Genomic DNA, 24380 nt, shown 5'->3' on the forward strand with positions numbered 1-24380 from the left:
TGTGCGCACGGTGCGATTTGGTGCGCTGCGGCCAGCGGCCGCGGGCACGGTGGCCGCCAAGAGGTTGAAGGAGACCCGATGAGTCACGTCCGCCCCCGAATAGTCGACTGTGCGCTGTTCCTCGCGATCGACGCGCACGGATTGTCGTCGCGCACCCGTCGTCGTCAGCGGACTCGCGCGCGGCGCACCATCATGCGCGCGCCACGTACCCGCGGCGAAGGGCTACGCGCACCGCGGGTAAGCCGATCGGCTAGCACCGAGCGGCGTGATGGGCGACTGCTGCGCGCGAATCATCTTGGCGCGCACGGAATTGCTGGTGTTTGTGTGCGCACGGCACGGATTCGTCCGCTGCGGCCAGCGAGCGCGGCCACGGTGGCCGCCAAGAGGTTGAAGGAGACCCGATGAGTCACGGCCACCTCCCGAACCCCGCCCGCGGGCGCGACTGCGGTTTGTTCCTCGCGACCGCAGCGCACAGTTCGTCGTCGCGCGCACGAAGTCGTCAGCGGATTCGTGCGCGGCGCACTGTCATGCGCGCGTCGCGTGCCCGCGGCGAAGGGCTACGCGCACCGCGGGTAAGCCGATCGGCTAGCACCGAGCGGCGTGATGGGCGACTGCTGCGCGCGAATCATCTTGGCGCGCACGGAATTGCTGGTGTTTGTGTGCGCACGGCACGGATTCGTCCGCTGCGGCCAGCGAGCGCGGCCACGGTGGCCGCCAAGAGGTTGAAGGAGACCCGATGAGTCACGGCCACCTCCCGAACCCCGCCCGCGGGCGCGACTGCGGTTTGCTCCTCGCGACCGCAGCGCACAGTTCGTCGTCGCGCGCACGAAGTCGTCAGCGGATTCGTGCGCGGCGCACCGTCATGCGCGCGTCGCGTGCCCGCGGCGAAGGGCTATGCGTACCGCGGCTAAGCCGACTGGCTGGCACCGCGCGGCGTGGTGGGCGACTGCTGCGCGCGAATCATCTTGGCGCGCACGGAATTGCTAGCAATTGTGTACGCGCGGTGCGATTTCGCGCGCCGCGGCGGGCCGGTGTGCGGTCGGTGCTGAGCATGGGGGCGGTTATCACCGCTGGAGACAGGGGATTGCGATGAAGCTACATCGACCGGCTGGCTCGCTGAGCGAGGGCCGCGATTCGATCCACCTGACCCCGGAGGATGCCGGGTGGACCTACACCGGGCTGCGAGTGTTGAACCTGCGCGCAGGTGAAACCCGGAATCTCGAGACTGGGGCGTTCGAGGCGTTCGTCTTGCCGCTCGCCGGAGCTTGCACCGTGCGTGTCGATGGGATGACGTTCGAATTGTCGGGCCGGGACTCGGTTTTCACCCGTGTGACGGACTTTGCCTACGTCCCGCGTGACGCGCAGGTCGAGCTGATAGCCGACGGTGCCGTGGAACTCGCACTACCCATGGCGCGTTGCACGAACCGCCTGGAACCGAAATATGGCCCCGCCGAACAGGTCCCGGTCGACATCCGCGGCGCGGGACAGGCCACCCGTCAGGTCACCAACTTCGGCGTTCCCGGCATCTGGGACCACGCCGACAAACTCAACGCCTGTGAACTGATCACCCCCGACGGTAACTGGTCCTCCTACCCACCGCACAAGCACGACGAAGCGAGTGACTGCGAGGTCGTCAACGAGGAGATCTACTACTTCCGCATCGCAGGTCGGGACGGGATTATGCCGTCACGTGACGGATTCGGAATGCATCGGACCTACACCGCGGACGGTGCGCTCGACGAAAACGTCGCCGTGCGCGACGGCGATGTTTTCCTGGTCCCGCACGGTTACCACGGACCATGCATCGCCGCGCCGGGCTACCCGATGTACTACCTCAACGTGCTCGCGGGCCCGGCTCCGCAGCGCTCGATGGCCTTCTGCGACGACCCGGCACACACCTGGGTGCGCGGCAGCTGGGATGACGAACCCCTCGATCCGCGCTGCCCGGTCACCAACCACGAAGGACGGCTCGGATGAAACTGACTGCGGCGCAGGCGCTGGTGGCCTGGCTGGTCGCCCAACGCTCGGAGACCCTCGACGGCCGCGAAGTGCCCTTGTTCCCCGCCGTTTTCGGCATCTTCGGACACGGCAATGTGCTCGGACTCGGTACCGCCCTGCAGGAGCGACGTGACGAGATCCCGGTCTGGCGCGGGCACACCGAGCAAGGCATGGCCCTGGCCGCCGTCGGCTATGCCAAGGCGACCCATCGGCGGCAGATCGGCGTGGCCACCTCATCGATCGGCCCCGGCGCGCTGAACATGGTGACCGCCGCAGGCGTCGCACACGCGAATCGCCTTCCGCTGCTGCTGCTTCCGGGCGACACCTTCACCACCCGCGCACCCGATCCGGTACTGCAACAGGTCGAGCATTTCGGCGACGCGACCGCCACCGTCAACGACGCCTTCCGTGCGGTGAGCCGCTACTTCGATCGAATCACCCGCCCCGAGCAGCTGATTTCCACGCTGCCCCAGGCGGTCCGGGTGCTCACGGACCCGGCCGAGGCCGGCCCGGTCACCCTCGCCCTGCCGCAAGACGTCCAGGCCGAAACCTACGACTTCCCCGACGCCCTGTTCGAACCGGTCGTCCACCGCATCCTGCGCCCACGCGCCGACGAGCGCTCGCTGGCCGACGCCGTCGCGGCACTGCGTAACTCGGCGCGCGCGCTGCTGGTGCTCGGCGGCGGTGTCCGCTATTCGGGCGCGGCCGCCACCGCCCTCGAATTCGCTGAGCGCCATGGCATTCCGATCGTCGAGACGACAGCGGGCCGCACCCTCGTGCCCCACGACCACCCGCTCTACGCCGGTCCACTCGGCGTCACCGGCTCGACCTCGGCCAACGTCCTGGCCGCTGAAGCCGACCTGGTCGTCGCCGTCGGCACCCGCCTACAGGACTTCACCACCGCCTCGTGGACCGTCTTCGCGCCAGAAGTCCGCCTCGTCACCATCAACACCGCACGGTTCGACGCCGTCAAACACGGTGCTCTCGCAATAGTCGGTGACGCCGACGCAACGGTCCGTGACCTGGCCGAACACACTCAGGAATGGCACGTCGACCCCGAATGGAGCGCCCGCGCGGCAGCTCAACGCAGCACCTGGGACGCCCACATCGACAAGCTGCGCGCCCACACTCCGGGCACCCCCAGCTACGCCCAAGTGGTCGGCATCGTCAACGAACTCAGCGAACCGAACGACTACGTCATGACCGCCTCGGGTGGCATGCCCGGCGAACTCGTCGGCGGTTGGCGCGCGTCCGGCGGCGCACCGACCATGGATGTCGAATACGGATTCTCTTGCATGGGTTACGAACTCGCCGGAGCCTGGGGCGCGGCCATGGCACACGCCGACGGTTTGGTCACCACCATGCTCGGCGACGGCTCCTACCTGATGCTGAACTCCGAACTGTTCTCCGCCGCCTTCGCGGGCCACCCGTTCGTCGCGGTCGTCTGCGACAACGACGGCTACGCGGTGATCGCCCGCCTACAAGAGGGCCAAGGCGGCGCACCGTTCAACAACTTCTACGCCGACTGTCGCAGCACCCACGACGAGCCGCCGCGAGTGGACTTCGCCGCACATGCCCGCGCGCTGGGCTGCGCCGTCTTCACCGCCACCGACCTCGATGAATTCCGCTCCGCCTACACCGAAGCGCGGGAAACCGCAGTCCGCGAGTCCCGCCCGGCCGTGCTGGTGATCCGCACCCAACCGTCATCCTGGACCGAGGCAGGCGCCTGGTGGGAGGTCGGTGTCCCTGAGCATCTGTCCGGCCGCGCCGCCCACAACGCCGCGAAGCCACGCCAGGTGCGTTACCTACGGCCGTGACCAGAAGACTCGATGTGGGGGCTGCACGACGCGGCAGAAAGTCGTAGGATGACTTAGCGGCGCCTTAGTGCGCTGGTAGCGATGGCCTTTGCGGCACAAGATAACTGGACGTGGCCGAGCATGGGTGGCGACTTGCGTCGAGAAGGGGAAGGCCTGTGCGGACCGAGGCGAGCAGAGCGGGCCGGTGACGCTCAACCGGGTCGACCACACGGCGCTCGCGCTGTGGGCGGCGGCGTGTGCCGAGCACGTGCTGCCGCTTTTCGAGCGCGCGCACCCCGATGACCCGCGCCCGGCGGCGGCGATCGAGGCCGCCCGGGCGTGGGTGCGCGGCGACCTGACGATGCCCGAGGCGCGCAAGGCTGCGTTCGCCGCACACGATGCCGCGCGTGAGTCCGACGGCGCGGCCGGTTTCGTCGCGCGGTCGGCCGGGCACGCGGCGGCGACCGCTCATGTCGCGGGCCACGCGGTGCACGCGGCGAACTATGCGGTGCAGGCGATACAGGCGGATTCGTCGGAGGGGGACGACGAGCGAGCCTGGCAACAAGCTCAGGTACCTGAACGACTGTTTCGGGTGGTTTTCCCGGATCGGGGCCTGTCAGAGCATGGGAGGTGACGGCAACAATCCCTCGTCAGCGTTGTTTTGCTCACAGTTGACCGAGGAAGATGTGGAGAAATTCGTCGGATCATGGCATCGTTGATCACGAGACCAGGCCATTCCATTTGGCAGAATCTGGCTCGTCTACAGAAAGTATGAAATGGCTCAGGGCATTGTGAAGTGGTTCAACAGCGAGAAGGGCTTCGGCTTCATCGCGCAAGACGGCGGAGGCCCCGACGTCTTCGTGCATTACTCGGCCGTTAGCGGCGCGGGTTTCCGGTCCCTCGATGAGGGGCAGCGCGTGGAGTTCGAGATCGGCCAGGGCCAGAAGGGCCCGCAGGCGCAGGACGTTCGCGTCCTCTGATCTGATCGCTCCTAAGCTTTCGAAAGGCCCCACACCGGCATGGTGCGGGGCCTTTCCCCATTTCCGGGGAGTGCTTACGCCCTGGTGAACGTCACATGGGTGACCGCGGGAGAGCGGACCACCGAGCTGACCGCGTAACCGGGCAGTGTGCCGAGCTCGTCGTAGAGGCGCTCGCCGGCGCCCAGCAGGATCGGGACGACTGCCAAGTGCATCTCGTCGACCAACCCCGCCCGCAGGAACTGGCGCACCACCGATGAGCCGCCGCCCAAACGCACATCCTTGCCGTCCGCGGCCTTGAACGCCCGCCGCAGCACCTCGTCCGGGGTGTCGTCGACGAAGTGGAATGTGGTCCCGCCCGCCATCGGCAGCGACGGCCGCGGGTGATGGGTCAGCACGAACGTGTCGTGGTGGTACGGCGGGTTGTCGCCCCACCAGCCCTTCCACTCCTCGTCCTGCCACTCGCCGCGAATCGGCCCGAACATGTTGCGGCCCATGATGGTTGCGCCGACACCGACATCGCCTGCCTTGATGAAATCGTCGTCTGTGCCGGTCTCGCCGCCCTCGGCGCCGGACCAGTCGTGGCCGATTCGGGTGGCGAAGACCCAGTCGTGCAGGCGCATGCCGCCCTCGCCGATCGGGTTGTCGGCGGCCTGGTTCGGTCCGGCGACGTAGCCGTCCAGCGAGATGGCCAGGTTGTGTACGCGGAGCTTCGGCATGATGCTGTCCTTCTCTATACTGCTTGCAGTTTGCAATCGCTTATGTACAGGCTAAGGGCAACTGGTTGTATATTGCAAGCAGAAGTTCGAATCGGTTTCGCGGCGAAGGAGCGGTAGATGCGCGAAGAGGGACGCTCGGGGTGCCCGATCAACGCGACGATCGAGGTGATCGGCGATCGCTGGACCCTGCTGGTGCTGCGCGACGTGATGTTCGGCAACCGGCGCTATTTCCGGGAACTGCTCGCCGGATCGGAGGAGGGCATCGCCTCGAACATCCTGTCCGACCGGCTGAAACGGCTGGTCGCGGCGGGCCTGCTCAGTCGCGAGGACAGCAGGCCCGGTCAGAAGGCGGAGTACCGGCTGACCGAGCCTGCCATCGAGTTGGTGCCGGTAATGGCGCAGCTCGGCGCGTGGGGGTTGCGGCACCGGCCGACCACCAAGCAGTTACGGGTGCGGGCCGAGCTGCTGGAGGAGGGCGGACCCGAACTGTGGGCGGATTTCATGGACGAACTGCGCGAGTCCCACCTCGGCATTCCCCGCCCGGACCCGGACCGGCCGACCGCCACGCACCGGCTGGCGCAGGCGTACGCGGCAGCCGTCGCCGAATCGTAAGTGCGCGCGGACATCTGCGCGCACTTACGACTGTGCGGTGGCCTCGGCCCGGAAGAACTCCGCGGTGAGACTCCTGGCACGGTCGAGGTCCGGGTCCGCGGACTTTGGGAAAGCCGCTGCGGCCAAGTCGAATTCGGACGCGATGAACGCGGCGATCGGCACTGGCACTGTCCCGCTGCCCATTTCGCGGGTCCGCGACTTGAGCTCGGTCAACTCCGCCACTGCCGCAACAAGATCGGCGGGCAGGTCGCACTCGTCCAGCAGCGTCGGCAGGTGCATCGGCGCGACCGCTGCTCCGGGATGCTCGCGTAGCCAGCGCAACGCCATTGCCGGGCGCAGCGAATAGAACACCTTCTTGAGTGATCGGTTGCGGTCGAACAACTCCCACTGCTTGGCGCCGAGATGCAGGTAGTGCCTGGCCACCCGGTTGCGGTCGGCGACCTCGGCGGCCAAGGCGCGCAGGTCGTCGCGGAACCGGCTGTCGCCGCGGTACACGATCGGCGACATGAGCCATTCGATGAGCACGGCATTGCCCGCGACCAGCAGGCGCAGCGTCTTGGCCAGGTCCCAGCCGTTCACGTCGAGCAGGCCGGACAGCGGCGTCTCGAGCACGTCGCGGGTGCGCCAGGGCGACAGGTAGGTATCCAGGTTCGCGACATAGACGAACCGGCAGTCGTAGTCGGAATCCGGCGACGGGAAACCCCAGGCGCGGCTGCCGCTTTCGATGGCAAGCCGGATCGAGACGCGATGCTCGCGCTCGACTCGTGCCAGCTCGAAGTCGATGGACCCGACCACCGTCGGGTCCATCGAAGCGGGGATCACGCGTAGGGCCATGCCGTTGATGCTAGGTGCCCGATGATCACCACCGCATCTCGTTTTTCGCTATCTCCGCAGCTCGGGGGCTTCCGGTGCGCGGCTCGCCGCGGCGATCGTCAGTGCGACGAGCGCGAGCGCACCGCCGAGCCACATCGCCGAACTGATGCCGAACGCGTCCGCCGCGCGCCCGCCGACCAGGGCGCCGAGGGCGATAGCGGCGTTGAAGACGCCCGCGTTCAATGAGGACGCGGCCTCGCGCGCGTCGGGTGCCGCGGCGAAGGCCCAGTTCTGGGTGGTGACCGACACACCGCCGTAGGACAGACCCCAGGCCACCATCAGCACGACGGCGAGCCACAGCGAACCACCGAGCGCCGGTATCAACAGCACAGTGACGGCCAGCGGGATGCTGATGGTGATCAGCGTGCGGCGCGGGCCGCGGACGCCTACGGTGCCCATGCTGAAATTGCCGATGACACCGGCGATTCCGTACACCAGCAGCACGGTGCCGATGGTGCTCGCGCCGATGCCGGTGACCTTCTCCAGCAGCGGACGGATATAGGTGTAGGCGGCGAAGTGGCCGGTCACCAGGAACGCGACAACCAGTAGCGCGGTACGCAATTGGGGCCTGCGGGTCATCCGCAGCACCTCGCGGAGCGGAACTACCTGCGCGACAGTCAGTCTCGGCAGCAGCGCGGCGACGGCGACGAGGACGATCAATGCGAGACCGGCGCAGACGAGGAAGGCCGTGCGCCACCCGGTGAGCGCGCCGATGTAGGTCCCCGCCGGGACGCCGATCACCGAGGCCACCGCGACACCGCTGTAGACCAGTGAGGTGGCCGGACCGATCGACTTCTCCGGTACCAGCCGCGCCGCCATGCTCGCCGCGATGGCCCACACACCGCCGATGCCGAGGCCGATCAGCACCCTGGCCCCGATCATGACGGCGAAGTTCGGCGACCAGGCCGCACCGAGATTGCCGAGCATCAGCACCGCGAGCAGCGCGCAGAGCACGAGCCTGCGGTCGGTGCGACCGAGCGCGGCGGTGATCAGCGGTGCGGACAGGGCGGCGACCACGCCGGTGGCGGTCAGCGAGAGCCCCGCCGCGCCCTCGGTGACCCGCAAGGTGTCGCTGATGGGGGTGAGCAAGCCGACCGGCAGCATCTCCGAGGTGACGGCCGTGAAGGTGGCGCCGGTCACGGCGCCGACGCCGAGCCAGCCGCGCAGCGCCGAACCGCGCGCTGCCGGAGCCGGATTCGCGATTCCGCGAGTCTGTGTCATGCCTCCAGCCAACTGATCTTCCCGGGTGGAAACAACGGCGAAGGTCTCATCGTTCTATGAGCTGAACTCATCGACGCTGGAGAGGACGCCAATGACCGGCGTGGAGGTACGTGAGCTGGAGGCCTTTCTCGTGCTCGCCGAGGAACTGCACTTCGGCCGCGCGGGGGAGCGGCTGTACGTCTCGCAGAGCCGGGTGAGTCAATTGCTGCGCGCATTGGAACAGCGGGTCGGGGCGCGACTGATCGAGCGCACCAGCCGCAAGGTCACGCTCACGCCGCTCGGCGCGGACTTCCTGGCCGACCTGGAGCCCGCCTACGCGGCGCTGCGGGCGACGGTGGACAGCGTCCGTGCGACGGCTCGCGGGACCGAAGGTGTACTGCGCATAGGGATTCAGGGCTCGGGCAGTGCGAACCTCACGGAGGCAATCGAACTGTTCCAGCACCGGTTTCCCGCCTGCGTCACCGAGGTGGTCGAGATTCCGCTCGCCGATCCGTTCGGTCCGGTGCAGCGCAGCGAGGTCGATATCGCGGTCGTGCTGCTGCCGATGGGGGAGAGCGATCTTGTTCTCGGGCAGGTCTTTTCGGAGAATCCGCAGATGTTGGCCGTGCACAAGGGCCACCCGCTCGCGGCCCGGGCCAGCCTGTCGCCGGAAGATCTGGCCGAGTTCTCGTTGATCGGCGTGCGTGGGCCGGCACCGCACTACTGGCGACGGGCCCAGTCGGTGGATGTGACTCCGGGTGGCCGGCCCGTCCCGGCCGGGCCCGGCGTCGGCACGTTGCGGGAGGGGATCGAGTTGGTAGCGGCAGGTGCGGGCGCGATGTTGCTGTGCCATCCGACCGCGGTGTTCCATGACCGGCCGGAGGTCAGCTTTGTGCCGGTGACCGGGTTGGCGCACTCGCGGCTGGGGCTGGTCTGGCATCGCAATCGCGAAACCACGCGGGTGCGGGCCTTTTCCCGGGCTGTCGCCACGGTGAGCTGAACGCCGATTGCGGTCGGTGAAAGATAGTGCGCGGCACGTTTATCCGGTGCGGATATGGGTGGTCCGAACGTACGCCGAATGTGCCGTCTGTCGATGCGTACACGACTGCTTCTACGAGGTGCAATCGGCGAATTCGTGCGCTTGTTACAGAGTTTCGCTGAGCTGTCGGAAATGTCCGGGTCTGTCGAGCGTGTATAGCCCTCTTATTGGGGTGCTATCGATTTCTTAGAAGATCTTTATGTTTACCGTTCCGGCGGGTCGGGGGCGAGAGCCGCTAGGCATACATCGTGGTCAAGCCCCTGGTTCTCCGGGCATCCACCCCTGTTGGTCGCTTGACTAGGGGTTCTTCGTGATGTGCCTGTAACCTACGTCACTAAATAGCAGAATTTCGTAACCGTCTTTGTCTGGACGCCGATGAGCCTTGTGTCAGCCAGTACGACTGGATTGTCTTTCAATGAAGAGGTATTTAAATGATCCCCGTTATCATCGACACCGGTAGCGCTGCCCTCGGCGGTTTCCTGGACACCTTCGGTGCCGCTTTCCACGGAATCCTCAACACCCTGTGGACGGGCTCCTTCGGCGGCCGCTGATTCAACGTGATGGTCGATTGATCGACCGGGTCTCGCGCCACTGAGCGCGATTCCGGAGAGGGCCCCGCACCCGGGTGGTGCGGGGCCCTCCGCGTTTCGCTAGCCGGCGTGCACCGGCTGGGCGCCGACCCGGGCGATCTCGACCGCGACCTGTGCGGGATGGGTCAGCTGCGGGTAATGGCCGGCGCCCTCGATGACGGACAGTTCCTGCGGCACGGTCATCGTGAGCGGGTCCTGGGTGCCTGCCACGATCCGCACCGGCACGGTTACCTGCGCGAGCAGGCCGGTCAGCTCTTTCCGGCGTTCGGGTGCGCTCGCGTGGCGCAGCGCGGCGATCGTGCGCGTTGCCGCCCCTGGCCTGCGCAAGTTGTCCGCCGCACTGTCCACCGCGGGGCCGGCGGGTATGCCGAGCTGTGTTGCCAAGGCATCGGCCGACATTCGCCGCAACACCACCGCCGCCAGCGGCGAACGCAGGAGCCAGCCGGTCCGCGGTTGCAGGAAGGCGGGCGACACCAGAACGACACCCGAGACCCGGTCCGGGTGTGCGGCGGCATATCTCAGCACCGGCCCGCAGCCCAGCGAATGACCCACCAGTACTGGACGACTGCGTACGGCGCTCATCAATCGCGGTAGTACGTCATCGATTTCGCCGGGTGCGGACCGCCCGAGTCCGGGCAGGTCGGCGACCAGGCTCGGTGTCGCGAGGGCAGCCCGTACCTCGGTCCAGGATTCGCTGTCGAGCGGCAGGCCGTGCAGCAGCACATAGGCCGGATGCTCCCGGTCGCCGGAAACCCAAGTGCCGTCGACGAATCCGGCGCTCGGATCCGCCTCGACGGCACCGAACCGGCTCGATACCAGGTGATCGGCCCAGGTGCGCAGGACGGTCTCGGCGGGCGGCATCGCCAGACCGGCCGTGCGCGCGACCGCATCCGCGGCGGCGGTGTCGTACCGATCGTCGGCGATGAACGGAAGCGTCTCGGGATCGGCGCCGGTCAGCGCCCTCGGCAGTTTCTCGATGACACCGACCGGAACCGAGAAGCGCGGCGCGCGCACGCCCAGATGCCCGGCGAGCATTCGAATCAGGTCCGGCAGCACCGGAGTTCGGGAATCGAGAACGGTGAAGGATCGCCCCGCTGTGTCGGCCTGATCCGGCAGGTTGATCAGGAAGGTCGCGAAGTAGTCCAGATCGACTATCGGGACGAAGGTTTCGCGACCGCCGGGGATCGCCGCGAGCCTGCCGTGCCACAGATCGTCGACCATGCCGGCAAGCCCGACGTATTGGCCCGCGCCGAGCACGCTGCTCGGGTTGGCGATCGTGAGGGGAATGCCGCGCTCGGCCGCGTGCCGGCGCAGCATCGGATCGGACTCGAACTTGGACGCGCCGTAAGCCCCTCTCTCATAGTCCTGTTCGTTCGAGTCCTCGACGGTGATGCGATAGCCGGTGATGTGGACGACGCGCCGCAGCTCATGCAGTGTCGCTGCCCAGTCGAGCACGTGGAGTGCGCCGGTCACGTTCACCGCGTAGGCCTCGTCCTTGCCGAGACCGAAAGCGAAGCGCGCCGCGCAGTTGTAGACGTCACGGATGTCGGTGGTGTCGAGGTCGGCAGGTAGGCCAAGGTCTTTCGCCGTCACATCGCAGGACACGACCCTTAGCCCGGTCTGATCGATGGCGCGTGCCCGCAACCATGCGGTGAGCCGGTCCTCGCTGCCGGGACGGACGCCGGCGACGACGGAACCGCCCTGCTCGAGCAACTGAGCCACCACTGCGCGGCCGATGAACCCGGCGGCGCCGAGCACGATGCTGTGGGACATGATTCTCCTTAATAGACCGGTCTACATATTCTGTAGATCTGCGAAAACTATTGGCATAGCTGCTGATCCGTTCAGATCATGGTGCGAATGGTCCGCGCTACCCGCTCGAGCGGCGCTCGGCTGCGCTGAGCACGCGCCAAGAGCAAGCCGCCTTCGATCATCGCGAGAATCGCCCCGGCCAAGTCCTCGGCATCAGAGTGCCCGTCGGCCCGCAGCCGAATGCGCAGGGCCTCTTCCCATCCCGCGTAGGCGGCGGCGCATTCGGCCTGGATGGTGTCGTTGGCCGCCGAAACGTCGAGGGTTACGGTGGCGACCGGGCAGCCCTGCTGCCACTCGGAGGCTTCCAGTCGATCGCCGAACGCGGTGAGCAGGCTGGTCGCCGCCGCGGCGGTGTCGCCGGGTGCGACCGCATCGATCAACGCCGTGATCTCGTTGCCCGCCTGGGCGACCGCCTCGGCGACGAGCTGGTCCTTGCCGCCGGGGAAGTGGAAGTACAGCGAGCCGCGCGGTGCGCCGCTGGTCTCGATGATCTGGTTGAGGCCGGTGCCGAAGTACCCGTGCTTCTCCACCAGTCCGCGCGTGGCGCTGATCAGTTGGCCGCGCGTCTCGGTTCCCTTGGCACCCATGCGGTAACTGTAGACCGGTCTTCATATTTTGACCAATGCGGCATACTGACGACGGCCGCCTTACCAGGGGGCAGAACATGCCGAAACGACGCCCACTAAGCTGATCGGCGGTAATTGCCGAACCCTTTCCCCAGGAGTACTCCACAGTGAGCCAAGCAGGCCGTCCTGTTGTCCTGATCGCCGACAAGCTTGCCCAGTCGACCGTCGACGCGCTCGGTGACGGAGTCGAGGTTCGGTGGGTCGACGGCCCCGACCGCCCGGCTCTGCTCGCCGCTGTCCCCGAGGCCGACGCGCTACTCGTGCGCTCCGCGACCACGGTGGACGCCGAGGTGCTCGCGGCAGGCAAGAACCTCAAGATCGTCGCCCGGGCCGGCGTCGGCCTCGACAATGTCGACGTGCCCGCGGCCACCGAACACGGCGTCATGGTGGTCAACGCGCCGACCTCGAACATCCACACCGCCGCCGAGCACGCGGTCACGCTGCTGCTCGCCGCCGCCCGCCAGATCCCGGCCGCCGATGCCACGCTGCGCGAGCACACCTGGCAGCGCAGCAAATTCAACGGTGTCGAGATCTTCGACAAGACCGTCGGCGTGGTCGGCCTCGGCCGCATCGGCCAGCTGTTCGCCGCCCGGCTCGCCGCCTTCGAGACCAAGATCGTCGCGTACGACCCCTACGTCTCGCCGGCCCGCGCCGCCCAGCTCGGCATCGAGCTGCTCAGCCTGGACGAGCTGCTCGAGCGCGCCGACCTGATCTCGGTGCACCTGCCGAAAACCCCGGAGACCAAGGGCATCATCGGCAAGGAAGCCATCGCCAAGACCAAGCCGGGCGTCATCATCGTCAACGCCGCGCGCGGTGGCCTGGTCGACGAGCAGGCGCTGGCCGATGCCATCAAGTCCGGTCACGTGCGGGCCGCCGGCCTGGACGTGTTCGAGACCGAGCCGTGCACCGACAGCCCGCTGTTCGAGCTGCCGCAGGTCGTGGTGACCCCGCACCTCGGCGCTTCCACCTCGGAGGCGCAGGACCGGGCGGGCACCGATGTCGCCAAGTCCGTATTGCTCGCGCTCGCCGGTGAATTCGTGCCCGGCGCGGTGAACGTCACCGGCGGCAGCGTCGACGAAGACGTCGCGCCGTGGCTGGACATCGTGCGCAAGCAGGGTGCACTGCTCGGTGCGCTGTCGAGCGAGCTGCCGGTCAGCGTCGAGGTGCAGGTGCGCGGCGAGCTCGCCGCGCATGACGTTGCGGTGCTGGAACTTTCGGCGCTGCGCGGTATCTTCTCCGCGCTGGTAGAAGACCACGTCACCTTCGTCAACGCGCCGACCCTGGCCAAGGAGCGCGGCATCACCGCGCAGGTGAACACCGTGCCGGACAGCCCGAGCCACCGCAGCGTCGTCGACCTGCGCGCCGTGTTCGGCGACGGCCGCACCCTGAACGTGGCGGGCACGCTGACCGAGCCGCAGCAGGTGCAGAAGATCGTCAACATCAACGGCCGGAACTACGACATGCGCGCCGAGGGCATCAACATGGCCGTGCTGAACTACGAGGACAAGCCGGGCGCGCTCGGCAAGATCGGCACCAAGCTCGGCGAGGCGGGCATCGACATCCTGGCCGCGCAGCTGAGCCAGGACGTCGACAAGGAAGGCGCGACGGTGATCCTGCGGGTCAACCGCGAGGTGCCCGACACAATCGAGGCCGCCATCGCCGAATCCGTCGGCGCCGCAAAGGTCGTCGTCGTCGACCTGTTCTGATCGTGTGCAGGGGCGCGCCCACGGCTGGGCGCGCCCCCGATTAACAACGGAGCGTTGCAATGAAGCTTGCTGTCATCCCCGGCGACGGCATCGGGCCCGAGGTCATCGCCGAGGCGCTCAAGGTGCTCGACGTGGTCCAGCCCGGCGTCGCGAAGACCGAGTACGACCTCGGCGCCAAGCGGTACCACGCGACCGGTGAGATCCTGCCGGATTCCGTGCTGCCGGAGTTGAAGCAGCACGACGCGATCCTGCTCGGCGCGATCGGCGACCCGTCGGTGCCGAGCGGCGTGCTCGAGCGCGGGCTGCTGCTGCGCACCCGGTTCGCGCTGGATCATCACGTGAATCTGCGGCCGTCCAAGCTGTTTCCCGGCGTGACCAGCCCGCTGGCCGGCACTCCCGACATCGACTTCGTGGTGGTGCGCGAGGGCACCGAGGGGCCGTACACCGGCACCGGCGGTGCGATTCGGGTCGAGACGCCGCACGAGGTGGCGACCGAGGTGAGCACCAACACCCGCTTCGGCATCGAGCGCGTGGTGCGCTACGCCTTCGCGAAGGCGCAGGCCCGCCGCAAGCACCTCACGCTGGTGCACAAGACCAACGTGCTCACCTTCGCCGGTTCGCTGTGGCAGCGCACCGTGGACCAGGTCGCGACCGAATTCCCTGATGTGGCAACGGCTTACCAGCACATCGACGCCGCGACCATCCACCTGGTGAACGATCCGGGCCGGTTCGACGTGATCGTCACCGACAACCTGTTCGGCGACATCATCACCGATCTCGCGGCCGCTGTCAGCGGTGGCATCGGGCTGGCCGCCAGCGGCAACATCGATGCCTCGGGCACCAACCCGAGCATGTTCGAGCCGGTGCACGGCAGCGCCCCCGACATTGCGGGGCAGTCCAAGGCGGATCCGACCGCGGCGATCCTTTCGGTGTCGTTGCTGCTCAACCATCTCGGCAATACCGAGGCTGCCGCCCGCATCGAATCCGCCGTCGCCAAGGACCTCGCGTCGCGCGCGGGTGCGGCGTCGACGGTCGAGGTCGGCGATCGCATCGCCGCCATCGTCTGAGCGAAACCCAGCGAGGTCCCGTACCGGAGCAATTCCGGTGCGGGGCCTTCGGCCATGTGTGAAACGCACGTGTGGTGGTAAGTCATGGACTGAGTCCATGACGTGTGCCACAGTCGGCCGCTCATCGACGGGCTTACCTGGTGAGACGGAGGTTCGGTGAGCACACAGCGCGGGAATCGGCGAGCGCAGGTCGGTCCGTATGCCGGGCTCGACCTTCGTGACACCCCGGGTGGCGGCAAGGGGTTCGAGCTGGAGGACGGCTGGCTGGTCGAGGTGGCCTGCGGCGCTCGGCACAATCACGTGACGCAGCGGCTCGGGCGATTCATCGATGCCGGTGCCGTGGGAGCCGCCGTTCATCTCTGTGTCGGGAGCGGCTGGGAGGTCAGCACGCGCAGCGGAGTGCGCAAGCCCGACATCATCGTGATTCCGCGTGAGGTCGCCAGGGCGGCCGTGGTCGCGGAGGTGCCCAAGCGGGTTCCCGGATCCGAGGTGCGGTTGGCGGTCGAGGTCGTCGCGCCGGGCAGTGGGACCGAACGCACCGATCGGGTGCGGAAGGTGCGCGAGTACGCGGCGGTCGGCATTCCGCAGTATTGGATCGTCGAGCATCAACCCGATGTCGTGATGCATCGGATGGTGTTGGGCGAGGGCGGCTATGGCGCCGATCCCGTTGTCTGTTCGGGCAGTGTTTTCGACGCGGTCGTCGACGCCGACATCCCGTTCCGCGTCACGTTCGATCCCGCTGCGCTGCTTGCGGTTTGACCGAGCGGGCGTCAGCCCATGCCGTGGTGGCGGATCGGACGATGGTTGAGGCCGACCGCGCGGCGGACGAACGCGATTGTCTCCCTGGCGATCTCGTCGTGCGGGCGGCCCGCATCGATGCGTTCGATGGCGCGGCCGAGTGCGCCGTCGATGAGATCGGCGGTCAGGTCGGGGTTCGGGTTGTCGAGGGCGGTGAGCGCCGCACGCAGTGGCGCGGCCGAATCGTGGTGTGCGTCGGCGAGATCGCGCCGGGCCGCCTCGTCGCGGGGAAGGGTGCTGCCGAGGACGGCGATGCGGTGCGTGCCAGATGCCGCCAATGCCAGGGTGGTTCGCACATAGGCGTCGACCTGGCCCGCGGGAGTCTCGGCGCGTTCGACCGTGTCGCGCACGCGCGCGCCCCATTCCAGCAGCGCGTCCGACACGATGCGGTACAGGATTTCGTCGCCGGAGCTGAAGTACTTGTAGACGCTGCTGCGGGCGAGCCCGGCGGCCGCGCCGACCGTGGCGGGCGTCACCGCCTGTGGCCCGTTCTGTAGCAACACCATGCGGGCGGCGTCGAGCAGCGCGCGTTCTTGATTCGCCCGGTGTTCGGCGACGGTTGGTGCGTCGATCCTCGGCATCGCACTCCTGGTGATAGCGACAGAATGTTTCCATCGTACCTGTTGGCGACAGGATGTCGCTAAGAGTGACATCTGGGCCTGTGTAGGTGACCTAATCGTGCTTCAGTCTGATTACAGTCGGTGCGTAGTTCGGGATCGAAAGTTGTTCAGTGGACTGAATGGCGCTTGCGTACCAAAAGTGTTGTGGCCTAATCGTTCCCGAATCGTCAGAGTGATCGATATCGCATCGATCCGGGCGCGACTGGATGAGTCGCGTCGGACACATCGGACGATCGACGCCCGCTCTGGCATGCGGAGCGGACGTCAATCCATCAGGGCTGGGCGGTTATTGGGCTCGGCGGTCGGTCGGCACCAGCGGGACGGCGGCTACCGCGAGCGCGGCCGCCAGCAGGTAGGCGGCGGCGAAACCGCTTGCGCTGATGAGTGCGCCGAACACCGGCGGCACCGCGGCCATTGCCAGATTCTGGCCGGTGTTCTGGATGCCGAGTCCGCGACCACTCCAATAGGGTCCTGCGATTTCGGCGACGGCGGTGAAGGCGAGTCCGTTGTCGGACACCGTGATCACCGAGGCGACGACCAGCAACGGGATTGCGGCCCACCACATGTGGGTCCAGGCCGCCAACGCCAGTGCGGCCATCGACAACACGGCGGCGATGGCGACGGTGCGCAACGGACCCAACCGGCTGCCGACCCGGTCGGACCAGGCACCGGCCCCGATTCGGCCTGCGGCGCCCAGGATTTGGGTGGCGGTAACCAGAATTCCGGCCGCGGCCAACGACCAGCCGACGTCGCGGTGCAGCCACAGCAGTGCGAAAGTCCACACTGTGCCCTGCGGTATGACGAGCAGCACAGAGACGGCATGGATGCGCCACAAAGTCGTATCGCCGCGATAAGGATTGGCGCGCAACGCCGCATCGCTCGCGGTGGCGCCCGCCGGGCGCGGTGGATCGACGATGCCGATCAGCGCGCCCACCGCGGCGATGCCCGCCATCGCCGCGGGCACCAGAATCGCCGCGGGCACACCGTATGTCGCGGCGACGGCGGGCACGGCCAGCGCGCCGATGCCGACGCCGAGGGGCTGCGCGGTCTGCCGGATCCCCATCGCCAGCCCGCGTCGCTGCGGCGGAAACCAGCCGACGATGAGGCGGCCGCTGGCCCCGTTGGTGCTCGCCGCACCGACGCCACCCAGGAACAACAGTGCGCCCAAAGCGATGTCGTTCGTCGCGGCGGCCGCCGCACCGCCGGCGATCAGCATCAGTAGCGGCCCGCCGATCAGTACTTTGCGCTCACCGATCCGATCGACCACGTACCCCCACGCGATCAGCGTGCCGACCAATCCGAATGTGGGCATCGCCACCAGCAGTCCCGCAGTGGCCAACGGCATACCGCGATCGGTCAGCGCGGGCAGCAGGAACGCGACGCCGTTCACGAAGACCGCGCTCGCGGCTTGCGCGAAGACGCCGAGACCGAGCATGGACCACCGTCGAGTCTCCTTGATCTGTGTCGCGGTAGCCATCGGTCTCACCTCTGAATCTCATTATTTGGGATGATGTTCCCATTGGATGAACACTGCGGCTTACGTTACACCGCGCGGGCACGTTGATTTCGGCGCTCGGTTGTCGGACTGCTCACAGTCGGCGGAAATCGGCGGGGCGCGGCAACGCGTACCGCTCGGTTGGGCGCGTTCGAGCAGGTGGAAGCCGGTCGATAGACTGCCCGGCATGCGTCTAGGTCGAGTAGCCAGTCCCGATGGGGTCGCGTTCGTCAGCATCGAGGGGGACGGAAGCGACACCATCGCGAAGGAAATCGCGGAACACCCGTTCGGTACGCCGACGTTCACCGGGCGGAGCTGGCCGCTGGCCGATGTCCGCCTGCTCGCGCCGATCCTGGCGAGCAAGGTGGTCTGTATCGGCAAGAACTACGCGGCACACGCGGCCGAAATGGGCGGGCCCGCACCGGAAGACCCGGTGATCTTCCTCAAGCCGAACACCGCGATCACCGGGCCGAACGCCCCGATCATCCTGCCGCCCAGCTCCTCTCAGGTCGACTACGAGGGCGAGCTCGCCGTCGTCATCGGCCGCCCCTGCAAGGACGTGCCCGCCGCCCGCGCGCTGGACGTGGTGCTCGGCTACACCGTCGCCAACGATGTGACCGCGCGCGACCAGCAGCGCCACGACGGGCAGTGGACCAGGGGCAAGGGCTACGACACCTTCTGCCCGCTCGGCCCGTGGATCGAAACCTCCTTGGATCCTTCGGATCTGGAGATCGTTACCGAGCTCGACGGCGAAGTCCGCCAGCGCAGCCGCACTTCGCTTCTACTGCACGACATTCCGAAGCTCATCGAGTGGATCAGCGCCGTGATGACGCTGCTGCCCGGCGATGTCATCCTCACCGGAACGCCGGAGGGCGTCGGTCCGGTGCAGGCCGGGCAGCAGGTGTCCGTGACCATCGAGGGCATCGGAACCTTGATCAATCCTGTTGCCGCCAAGCATCGCTAGTGACTGCTTGCAGGTCACTCGAAACGACCAGTTAGTCGAAAGAGAGCCATGACTGAAGTACGGGTCCGCTTCTGCCCGTCGCCCACCGGGACGCCGCACGTCGGCCTGATCCGCACGGCGCTGTTCAACTGGGCCTACGCCCGACACCACGGTGGAAAATTCGTCTTCCGCATCGAAGACACCGATGCGGCACGGGATTCCGAGGACTCCTACCGCGCGCTGCTCGACGCGCTGCGCTGGCTCGGCCTCACCTGGGACGAGGGCCCGGAGGTCGGCGGCCCCTACGAGCCGTACCGCCAGTCGCTGCGCAAGGATCTGCACCGCGACGCGGTCCAGCGTTTGCTGGCGGCCGGCGAGGCCTACGAATCCTTCTCCACGCCTGAGGAAGTCGAGGCCCGCCACCGCGCCGCCGGACGCGATCCGAAGCTCGGCTACGACAACTACGATCGCGACCTCACCGCCCAGCAGATCGAGGCGTATCGAGATGCCGGGCGCCCCGCGGTGATTCGGCTTCGGATGCCCGCGGAGGACATCACCTGGCACGATCTGGTGCGCGGCGAAACCACCTTCAAGGCGGGCAGCGTGCCGGACTTCGCGCTCACCCGCGGTACCGGTGACCCGCTGTACACGCTGGTCAACCCGCTCGACGACGCGTTGATGAAGATCACCCACGTATTGCGCGGCGAGGACCTGCTTTCCTCGACCCCGCGCCAGATCGCGCTCTACGGCGCCCTGCGCCGCATCGGCATCGCGGACTTCACGCCGGAGTTCGGCCACCTGCCGTTCGTCCTGGGACAGGGCAACAAGAAGTTGTCCAAGCGCGATCCCGAGTCGAATCTGTTCGTCCATCGCGATCGTGGATTCATCCCCGAAGGTTTGCTGAATTACCTGGCACTTCTCGGTTGGAGCATCGCCGACGACCACGACGTGTTCACCATGGCGGAGATGGTTGCCGCGTTCGACATATCGAAAGTGAATTCGAATCCGGCCCGATTCGATCAGAAGAAGGCGGACGCGCTCAACGCCGAGCACATCCGATTGCTGGAACCGGGTGATTTCAGCAACCGACTGCGTGAGTACCTGACCCGGCACGGTCATATCGGCGCCGAAATCGATGAGAAGATGTTCGCCGTTGCGGCCGAACTGGTGCAGACCCGGATCGTAGTGTTGTCGGACGCTTGGGAACTGTTGCGTTTTCTGTTGGCGCCCGCCGAACAATTTGCGATCGACCCCACCGCGGGAGCCAAGAATCTCGGTCCCGAAGCAAATCAGGTATTGCAATCCGCTATTGCCGCGCTGGAGCCACTGACACAGTGGTCCACCGCCGCTATCGAAGACGCGCTGAAAACCGCGCTGATCGACGATCTGGGGCTCAAACCACGCAAAGCATTCGCGCCCGTGCGCGTCGCGGTGACCGGATCACACATCAGCCCGCCGCTCTACGAGTCGCTCGAACTGCTCGGCCGCGACACCAGCCTGGACCGGCTGCGCTCCGCGCAAGAGTGGTCGGCCATGGCCTGAAACTCCGGAACAGGCCGAAAACATGGCTTTGACCAGGCGATTTGTAGTTAACCCATAGCCGTTTGGTAGTCTTCTTCTCGGCTCGGAACAAGGCCTCGCAGTCATCCAGACGCGAGGCTGAAACGCCTGGTCATTGGGGTATGGTGTAATTGGCAACACAGCTGATTCTGGTTCAGCCATTCTAGGTTCGAGTCCTGGTACCCCAGCGGAGAGATTGTTGTCGAGATCGGTGCGCGGCCGAAATCAGTACAGCAGCTGGCGATTTGGTCGCCACGCTCCGGCCAGCTAAGCTAGCCGAGCCTCCTGATCGAAAGATCAACCAAAGGTGCTCCTCGTGCAAACGAGAAGCAGTCCTGGCCCCGTCGTCTAGCGGCCTAGGACGCCGCCCTCTCAAGGCGGTAGCGCGGGTTCGAATCCCGTCGGGGCTACACAGTTGCAAGGCCCATGCCCATGGGGCATGGGCCTTTACTGTTTCGCAATTTCTTTTGGGGGTGCAACCCCCAAACCCCGCCCGGCGGGCTGCGCCCCCGGACCCCCTGGCCGGGAGGCTTCGCCCCCGGCGCTCATGTAGGGCTGTATGCGGTGGGGGTTTTGGTTCCCACGGTTTTGCTCAACTCGGTCGGACTGATCGGCGCTCGGTCGCTGAGGCTCGTTCGGTGTTGGTGAGCGTGCATCCTCCTGGGCAGTGCTGTCCTCGTTCAGGCAAAACGAAGGCCCCCGGGTCTGTGACCAGGGGGCCTTTCTCGTCTGTTGGGCCTATCCGCTCTTGCGGCGGAATTCGCGCTTGGTGCTGGCGTTGCCGTGGGTGGCGTTGGCGCCCTTGGAGCGGCCGTCGAGGTGGTCGGCGGTGCGGGCGTTGTGCTGGTTTTTGCGGTCGAGGGCCTCTTTGAACTTGCGCTTTACTTCTTCGGCGCTGGTGGCCTCGGGGGTGCCTGAGCCGTTGGAACTATCAGATTCCGTCATCGCCGTCTCCTCGTGGTGGCGGTCGGGGTGCCGCGCCGTTGCGGGCTGCGGTCGCCGGCCGATTGGTGTCGAACGGTTCGACGTTAGTCGGGGGAGGGGGGTGATGTCAGTTCGATATCGGGGTGCGTCGGGTGGGGGTGTGGTGCAACGCATAGGCCGGTCAGTCGAGGGGTTGGGCGGTGGTGCCGCCGAGGGGGAGTTGGGGGAGGCCCAGTTTGCGGTGGTCCCAGCTGCGGGTGCGGTCGGGGATTACCCGGATGGCGGAACGTTTGTGGAGCATGGTTTCGACCATGGGGCGGACGTCTTCGCTGTAGGGGCCGGTGTAGCGCTCCCAGACGCTGACGCCGACGGCGTAGAGCTTTTCGGGGTCGTCGATGATTTCGGCGTGGCCCTCGATGGCTACGCCGCGCAGCTGGTCGTAGGTCTGGCCTGCCTCGACCATGCAGGTGATGCGGGGGTCGCGGCGCAGGTTGACGGCTTTTTGGGACTTTGTCTTCGTCTCGAACCAGAGTTCGCCGTCGATGAGCGCGTACCACATGGCGGTCAGGTGCGGCCTGCCGTCGGGGCCGATGGTGGCCAGGGTGGCGACTCGGCTGCGCTCCAAGAAATCGCTGATCTCGGTGTCGGACATGACGATCTGTGCCCGTTGGTTGACTCCCATGGGCCTACTCTAGAACGTGATTTCTAGAACGTGTTACAGACGCTTGTGCAGGGCTTCCGCGGCGGCGACCAGGTCGGCGGCCCAGCGGGCGCCGGGGCGGCGGCCCATGCGGTCGATCGGGCCGGATACCGAGACGGCGGCGATGACGGCGCCGCCCGCGTCGCGCACGGGGGCGGACACGCTTGCCACGCCGGAGGCGCGTTCGGCCGCGCTCTGCGCCCAGCCGCGCTTGCGGACCTCGGTCAGTGCGCGTTCGCCGAAGACGGCGTCGGCGAGGATGGTGCGCTGCAGGTCGGCGTCGGCCCAGGCGACGAGCACCTTGGCGGCGGAACCGGCGGTCAGCGGCAGGCGCGCGCCGACGGGGACGGTGTCGCGCAGTCCGACGGGCGGTTCCAGCGCCGCGACACAGATCCGCGCATTGCCGTCCAGGCGATACAGCTGGACACTTTCGCCGGTGATCTCACGTAACCGGGGCAGCACGGCCGCCGCGGCCTCCAGCAGCGGATCGGTGGCTCCCGCGGCCAGCTCGGCGAGCGCGGGGCCCGGCCGCCACATTCCGGTGTTGTCGCGGGCCAATAAGCGATGCACTTCCAGGCCGACTGCCAGGCGATGTGCGGTGGCGCGGGGCAGGCCGGTGCGGGCGCACAGCTCGTTGAGACCGCAGGGGTGCTCGGCGACGGCGTACAACACCGCCACTGCTTTGTCGAGGACGCCGATGCCGCTATGCTGTCTCATAGAACGATACTAGCGTCTCGGATGTTGGGAAATCCACTTCGGCGTCTGCGCGCCTTTGAATCTCCTACGAGGCATCCGACCTCGCGCATACCCGAAAACTCGTGCAACCGCCGCCGCGCGCCCAGCCCGGACCGCGACCGGATGCTTGTCGAAAGGTGATCGAGAAATGGCACAGCCACGCACCATGGCCGAAAAGGTGTGGGAGCAGCACGTCGTAACCCACGGTTCGGGTGAGGGCGCCGGGCGCGAACCCGACCTGATCTACATCGACCTGCATCTGGTGCACGAGGTGACCAGCCCGCAGGCCTTCGACGGCCTGCGCGCGGCGGGCCGACCGGTACGGCGGCCCGATCTGACGATCGCGACCGAGGACCACAACGTCCCGACCGTCGATATCGATAAGCCCATCGCGGACCCGATTTCGCGCACCCAGGTGGACACTCTGCGCCGTAACTGCGCGGAATTCGGTGTGCGCCTGCATCCGATGGGCGATCTGGACCAGGGCATCGTGCACGTGGTCGGCCCGCAGCTCGGCCTCACCCAGCCGGGCATGACGGTGGTGTGCGGGGACAGTCACACCTCGACGCACGGCGCGTTCGGCGCGCTGGCGATGGGCATCGGCACCTCCGAGGTCGAGCATGTCCTTGCTACCCAGACACTCTCGCTGCGCCCGTTCAAGACGATGGCGATCACCGTGGACGGCACGTTGGCGCCCGGCGTGACGAGCAAAGACCTGATTCTGGCCGTCATCGCGAAGATCGGTACCGGCGGCGGCCAGGGCTACGTGCTGGAGTATCGCGGCGAGGCGATTCGCGCCATGTCGATGGAGGCGCGAATGACCATCTGCAACATGTCCATCGAGGCGGGCGCCAGGGCCGGCATGATCGCTCCGGACGAAACGACCTATGAATTCCTCGAAGGACGCCCGCACGCCCCGCAGGGAGCCGACTGGACGGCAGCAGTGGCCGCCTGGGAGGCGCTGAAGACCGACGACGGCGCGACTTTCGACGCCGAGGTGCACATCGACGCCGCCGAGCTGACCCCGTTCGTCACCTGGGGTACCAACCCGGGACAGGGCGCGCCCCTCGGCGAATCGGTGCCGGACCCCGCCCAGATCGCGGACGAGACGGCCCGCGAGTCGGCGGCGAAAGCGCTGCGGTACATGGATTTGGAGCCGGGTACTCCGCTTCGGGATGTGGCGGTCGACACGGTATTCGTCGGTTCGTGCACCAACGGGCGCATCGAGGATTTGCGTGCTGTCGCCGAGGTTTTAAAAGGACGCAAGGTCGCCGACTCGGTGCGAATGTTGGTTGTACCGGGGTCTATGCGGGTTCGCGCGCAGGCCGAATTAGAAGGACTGGGCGAGATTTTCACCACGGCGGGCGCCGAATGGCGGCAGGCGGGCTGCTCAATGTGCCTGGGAATGAATCCGGATCAGCTCGAGCCCGGTCAGCGCTGCGCGTCCACGTCGAACCGGAACTTCGAGGGCCGACAGGGCAAAGGTGGCCGCACGCACCTGGTTTCGCCGCTCGTGGCCGCCGCGACCGCGGTGCGCGGAACCCTGTCCTCACCTGCGGATCTGGACTGACCGGACGCGATACCCCTACC

At 67.1% G+C, this 24380-nt stretch carries 22 protein-coding genes and 2 tRNA genes; 14 read left to right on the forward strand and 10 right to left on the reverse strand.

Going from position 1 to position 24380, the window contains the following annotated elements:
• Window positions 1–1089: 1089 nt before the first annotated feature.
• The 4 genes from iolB to ABZ942_RS02115 all read left to right on the forward strand — a co-directional run bounded on the left by iolB (window position 1090) and on the right by ABZ942_RS02115 (window position 4774).
• Window positions 1090–1977 (forward strand): 5-deoxy-glucuronate isomerase, encoded by an 888-nt coding sequence (gene iolB, locus ABZ942_RS02100; RefSeq protein WP_357378137.1) that lies wholly within the window; start codon window positions 1090–1092, stop codon window positions 1975–1977.
• Window positions 1974–3815 carry a 3D-(3,5/4)-trihydroxycyclohexane-1,2-dione acylhydrolase (decyclizing) gene (gene iolD / locus ABZ942_RS02105; protein WP_357378139.1) on the forward strand — a complete coding sequence of 614 codons (1842 nt, stop codon included), beginning with the start codon at window positions 1974–1976 and terminating at the stop codon, window positions 3813–3815. Before iolB ends, iolD begins: the two co-directional genes overlap by 4 nt.
• 184 nt (window positions 3816–3999) lie before the next feature.
• Entirely contained in the window at window positions 4000–4428 is a 429-nt protein-coding gene (locus tag ABZ942_RS02110; RefSeq protein ID WP_357378141.1) for a putative immunity protein, read from the forward strand.
• Between the two features lie 142 nt (window positions 4429–4570).
• Window positions 4571–4774: a cold-shock protein gene (locus ABZ942_RS02115; protein ID WP_054814460.1), complete on the forward strand. Its 204-nt coding sequence runs from the start codon at window positions 4571–4573 to the stop codon at window positions 4772–4774.
• A 74-nt stretch (window positions 4775–4848) separates the two neighbouring features.
• Here the strand turns inward: ABZ942_RS02115 and ABZ942_RS02120 are convergent, their stop codons facing one another.
• On the reverse strand, window positions 4849–5490 hold the full coding sequence (locus ABZ942_RS02120; protein ID WP_357378143.1) for a dihydrofolate reductase family protein: 642 nt from the start codon (window positions 5488–5490) through the stop codon (window positions 4849–4851).
• Between the two features lie 117 nt (window positions 5491–5607).
• On the opposite strand from ABZ942_RS02120, the gene ABZ942_RS02125 reads away from it, so the two are divergent.
• On the forward strand, window positions 5608–6102 hold the full coding sequence (locus ABZ942_RS02125) for a helix-turn-helix domain-containing protein (protein ID WP_357378145.1): 495 nt from the start codon (window positions 5608–5610) through the stop codon (window positions 6100–6102).
• 24 nt (window positions 6103–6126) lie between these two features.
• Here the strand turns inward: ABZ942_RS02125 and ABZ942_RS02130 are convergent, their stop codons facing one another.
• Both ABZ942_RS02130 and ABZ942_RS02135 read right to left on the reverse strand, forming a co-directional pair.
• A complete protein-coding gene (locus ABZ942_RS02130; RefSeq protein WP_357378147.1) occupies window positions 6127–6936 on the reverse strand; it encodes a nucleotidyltransferase domain-containing protein in 810 nt (269 codons plus the stop codon).
• 48 nt (window positions 6937–6984) lie between these two features.
• Window positions 6985–8196 carry an MFS transporter gene (locus ABZ942_RS02135; protein WP_357378148.1) on the reverse strand — a complete coding sequence of 404 codons (1212 nt, stop codon included), beginning with the start codon at window positions 8194–8196 and terminating at the stop codon, window positions 6985–6987.
• A 91-nt stretch (window positions 8197–8287) separates the two neighbouring features.
• On the opposite strand from ABZ942_RS02135, the gene ABZ942_RS02140 reads away from it, so the two are divergent.
• A complete protein-coding gene (locus ABZ942_RS02140; protein WP_357378150.1) occupies window positions 8288–9175 on the forward strand; it encodes a LysR family transcriptional regulator in 888 nt (295 codons plus the stop codon).
• Between the two features lie 689 nt (window positions 9176–9864).
• On the opposite strand, the gene ABZ942_RS02145 is transcribed toward ABZ942_RS02140, so the two are convergent.
• The gene (locus ABZ942_RS02145; RefSeq protein WP_357378152.1) at window positions 9865–11577 is read right to left on the reverse strand and encodes an alpha/beta fold hydrolase; all 1713 of its coding nucleotides are present in this window, start codon (window positions 11575–11577) and stop codon (window positions 9865–9867) included.
• Window positions 11578–11648: 71 nt separating this feature from the next.
• Entirely contained in the window at window positions 11649–12203 is a 555-nt protein-coding gene (locus tag ABZ942_RS02150) for a TetR/AcrR family transcriptional regulator (protein ID WP_357378154.1), read from the reverse strand.
• Window positions 12204–12349: 146 nt separating this feature from the next.
• Between ABZ942_RS02150 and serA the strand changes: the two genes are divergently transcribed.
• The 3 genes from serA to ABZ942_RS02165 all read left to right on the forward strand — a co-directional run bounded on the left by serA (window position 12350) and on the right by ABZ942_RS02165 (window position 15774).
• A complete protein-coding gene (serA, locus tag ABZ942_RS02155; RefSeq protein ID WP_357378156.1) occupies window positions 12350–13948 on the forward strand; it encodes a phosphoglycerate dehydrogenase in 1599 nt (532 codons plus the stop codon).
• Window positions 13949–14007: 59 nt separating this feature from the next.
• Complete coding sequence (locus ABZ942_RS02160) at window positions 14008–15015, forward strand: 3-isopropylmalate dehydrogenase (RefSeq protein ID WP_357378158.1); 1008 nt, start codon at window positions 14008–14010, stop codon at window positions 15013–15015.
• 156 nt (window positions 15016–15171) lie between these two features.
• Complete coding sequence (locus ABZ942_RS02165; RefSeq protein ID WP_357378160.1) at window positions 15172–15774, forward strand: Uma2 family endonuclease; 603 nt, start codon at window positions 15172–15174, stop codon at window positions 15772–15774.
• An 11-nt stretch (window positions 15775–15785) separates the two neighbouring features.
• On the opposite strand, the gene ABZ942_RS02170 is transcribed toward ABZ942_RS02165, so the two are convergent.
• Complete coding sequence (locus ABZ942_RS02170) at window positions 15786–16394, reverse strand: helix-turn-helix domain-containing protein (RefSeq protein ID WP_357378162.1); 609 nt, start codon at window positions 16392–16394, stop codon at window positions 15786–15788.
• 325 nt (window positions 16395–16719) lie between these two features.
• Window positions 16720–17910 (reverse strand): MFS transporter, encoded by a 1191-nt coding sequence (locus tag ABZ942_RS02175; protein ID WP_357378164.1) that lies wholly within the window; start codon window positions 17908–17910, stop codon window positions 16720–16722.
• A 205-nt stretch (window positions 17911–18115) separates the two neighbouring features.
• Between ABZ942_RS02175 and ABZ942_RS02180 the strand changes: the two genes are divergently transcribed.
• From ABZ942_RS02180 to ABZ942_RS02195, 4 genes are all read left to right on the forward strand, one after another.
• Entirely contained in the window at window positions 18116–18892 is a 777-nt protein-coding gene (locus tag ABZ942_RS02180) for a fumarylacetoacetate hydrolase family protein (protein ID WP_357378166.1), read from the forward strand.
• A gap of 48 nt (window positions 18893–18940) precedes the next feature.
• A complete protein-coding gene (gene gltX / locus ABZ942_RS02185) occupies window positions 18941–20413 on the forward strand; it encodes a glutamate--tRNA ligase (RefSeq protein WP_357378168.1) in 1473 nt (490 codons plus the stop codon).
• A gap of 134 nt (window positions 20414–20547) precedes the next feature.
• Window positions 20548–20619, forward strand: a tRNA-Gln gene (locus tag ABZ942_RS02190).
• Window positions 20620–20768: 149 nt separating this feature from the next.
• Window positions 20769–20841 (forward strand) — tRNA-Glu (locus ABZ942_RS02195).
• Window positions 20842–21169: 328 nt separating this feature from the next.
• Here ABZ942_RS02195 and ABZ942_RS02200 read toward each other — a convergent pair.
• From ABZ942_RS02200 to ABZ942_RS02210, 3 genes are all read right to left on the reverse strand, one after another.
• Window positions 21170–21376, reverse strand: a complete 207-nt coding sequence (locus tag ABZ942_RS02200; RefSeq protein ID WP_357378170.1) for a DUF5302 domain-containing protein — start codon at window positions 21374–21376, stop codon at window positions 21170–21172.
• A gap of 160 nt (window positions 21377–21536) precedes the next feature.
• Window positions 21537–22037 carry a PPOX class F420-dependent oxidoreductase gene (locus tag ABZ942_RS02205; protein ID WP_357378172.1) on the reverse strand — a complete coding sequence of 167 codons (501 nt, stop codon included), beginning with the start codon at window positions 22035–22037 and terminating at the stop codon, window positions 21537–21539.
• Window positions 22038–22070: 33 nt separating this feature from the next.
• On the reverse strand, window positions 22071–22772 hold the full coding sequence (locus tag ABZ942_RS02210; protein WP_357378174.1) for an IclR family transcriptional regulator: 702 nt from the start codon (window positions 22770–22772) through the stop codon (window positions 22071–22073).
• Between the two features lie 166 nt (window positions 22773–22938).
• On the opposite strand from ABZ942_RS02210, the gene leuC reads away from it, so the two are divergent.
• Window positions 22939–24360 carry a 3-isopropylmalate dehydratase large subunit gene (gene leuC / locus ABZ942_RS02215; protein WP_357378176.1) on the forward strand — a complete coding sequence of 474 codons (1422 nt, stop codon included), beginning with the start codon at window positions 22939–22941 and terminating at the stop codon, window positions 24358–24360.
• Window positions 24361–24380 lie beyond the last annotated feature (20 nt).

The organism is Nocardia sp. NPDC046473, assembly GCF_040645995.1.
In the GTDB taxonomy this organism is placed as follows: domain Bacteria; phylum Actinomycetota; class Actinomycetes; order Mycobacteriales; family Mycobacteriaceae; genus Nocardia.

Coding starts and splice junctions, on each gene's coding strand:
- gltX (WP_357378168.1), top strand. CDS start 18,941: ATGACTGAAGTACGGGTCCGCTTCTGCCCGTCGCCCACCGGGACGCCG.
- ABZ942_RS02175 (WP_357378164.1), bottom strand. CDS start 17,910: ATGGCTACCGCGACACAGATCAAGGAGACTCGACGGTGGTCCATGCTC.
- ABZ942_RS02120 (WP_357378143.1), bottom strand. CDS start 5,490: ATGCCGAAGCTCCGCGTACACAACCTGGCCATCTCGCTGGACGGCTAC.
- ABZ942_RS02200 (WP_357378170.1), bottom strand. CDS start 21,376: ATGACGGAATCTGATAGTTCCAACGGCTCAGGCACCCCCGAGGCCACC.
- leuC (WP_357378176.1), top strand. CDS start 22,939: ATGGCACAGCCACGCACCATGGCCGAAAAGGTGTGGGAGCAGCACGTC.
- ABZ942_RS02180 (WP_357378166.1), top strand. CDS start 18,116: ATGCGTCTAGGTCGAGTAGCCAGTCCCGATGGGGTCGCGTTCGTCAGC.
- ABZ942_RS02205 (WP_357378172.1), bottom strand. CDS start 22,037: ATGGGAGTCAACCAACGGGCACAGATCGTCATGTCCGACACCGAGATC.
- ABZ942_RS02210 (WP_357378174.1), bottom strand. CDS start 22,772: ATGAGACAGCATAGCGGCATCGGCGTCCTCGACAAAGCAGTGGCGGTG.
- ABZ942_RS02150 (WP_357378154.1), bottom strand. CDS start 12,203: ATGGGTGCCAAGGGAACCGAGACGCGCGGCCAACTGATCAGCGCCACG.
- iolB (WP_357378137.1), top strand. CDS start 1,090: ATGAAGCTACATCGACCGGCTGGCTCGCTGAGCGAGGGCCGCGATTCG.
- ABZ942_RS02170 (WP_357378162.1), bottom strand. CDS start 16,394: ATGCCGAGGATCGACGCACCAACCGTCGCCGAACACCGGGCGAATCAA.
- ABZ942_RS02125 (WP_357378145.1), top strand. CDS start 5,608: ATGCGCGAAGAGGGACGCTCGGGGTGCCCGATCAACGCGACGATCGAG.
- ABZ942_RS02145 (WP_357378152.1), bottom strand. CDS start 11,577: ATGTCCCACAGCATCGTGCTCGGCGCCGCCGGGTTCATCGGCCGCGCA.
- iolD (WP_357378139.1), top strand. CDS start 1,974: ATGAAACTGACTGCGGCGCAGGCGCTGGTGGCCTGGCTGGTCGCCCAA.
- ABZ942_RS02115 (WP_054814460.1), top strand. CDS start 4,571: ATGGCTCAGGGCATTGTGAAGTGGTTCAACAGCGAGAAGGGCTTCGGC.
- ABZ942_RS02160 (WP_357378158.1), top strand. CDS start 14,008: ATGAAGCTTGCTGTCATCCCCGGCGACGGCATCGGGCCCGAGGTCATC.
- ABZ942_RS02135 (WP_357378148.1), bottom strand. CDS start 8,196: ATGACACAGACTCGCGGAATCGCGAATCCGGCTCCGGCAGCGCGCGGT.
- ABZ942_RS02130 (WP_357378147.1), bottom strand. CDS start 6,936: ATGGCCCTACGCGTGATCCCCGCTTCGATGGACCCGACGGTGGTCGGG.
- ABZ942_RS02140 (WP_357378150.1), top strand. CDS start 8,288: ATGACCGGCGTGGAGGTACGTGAGCTGGAGGCCTTTCTCGTGCTCGCC.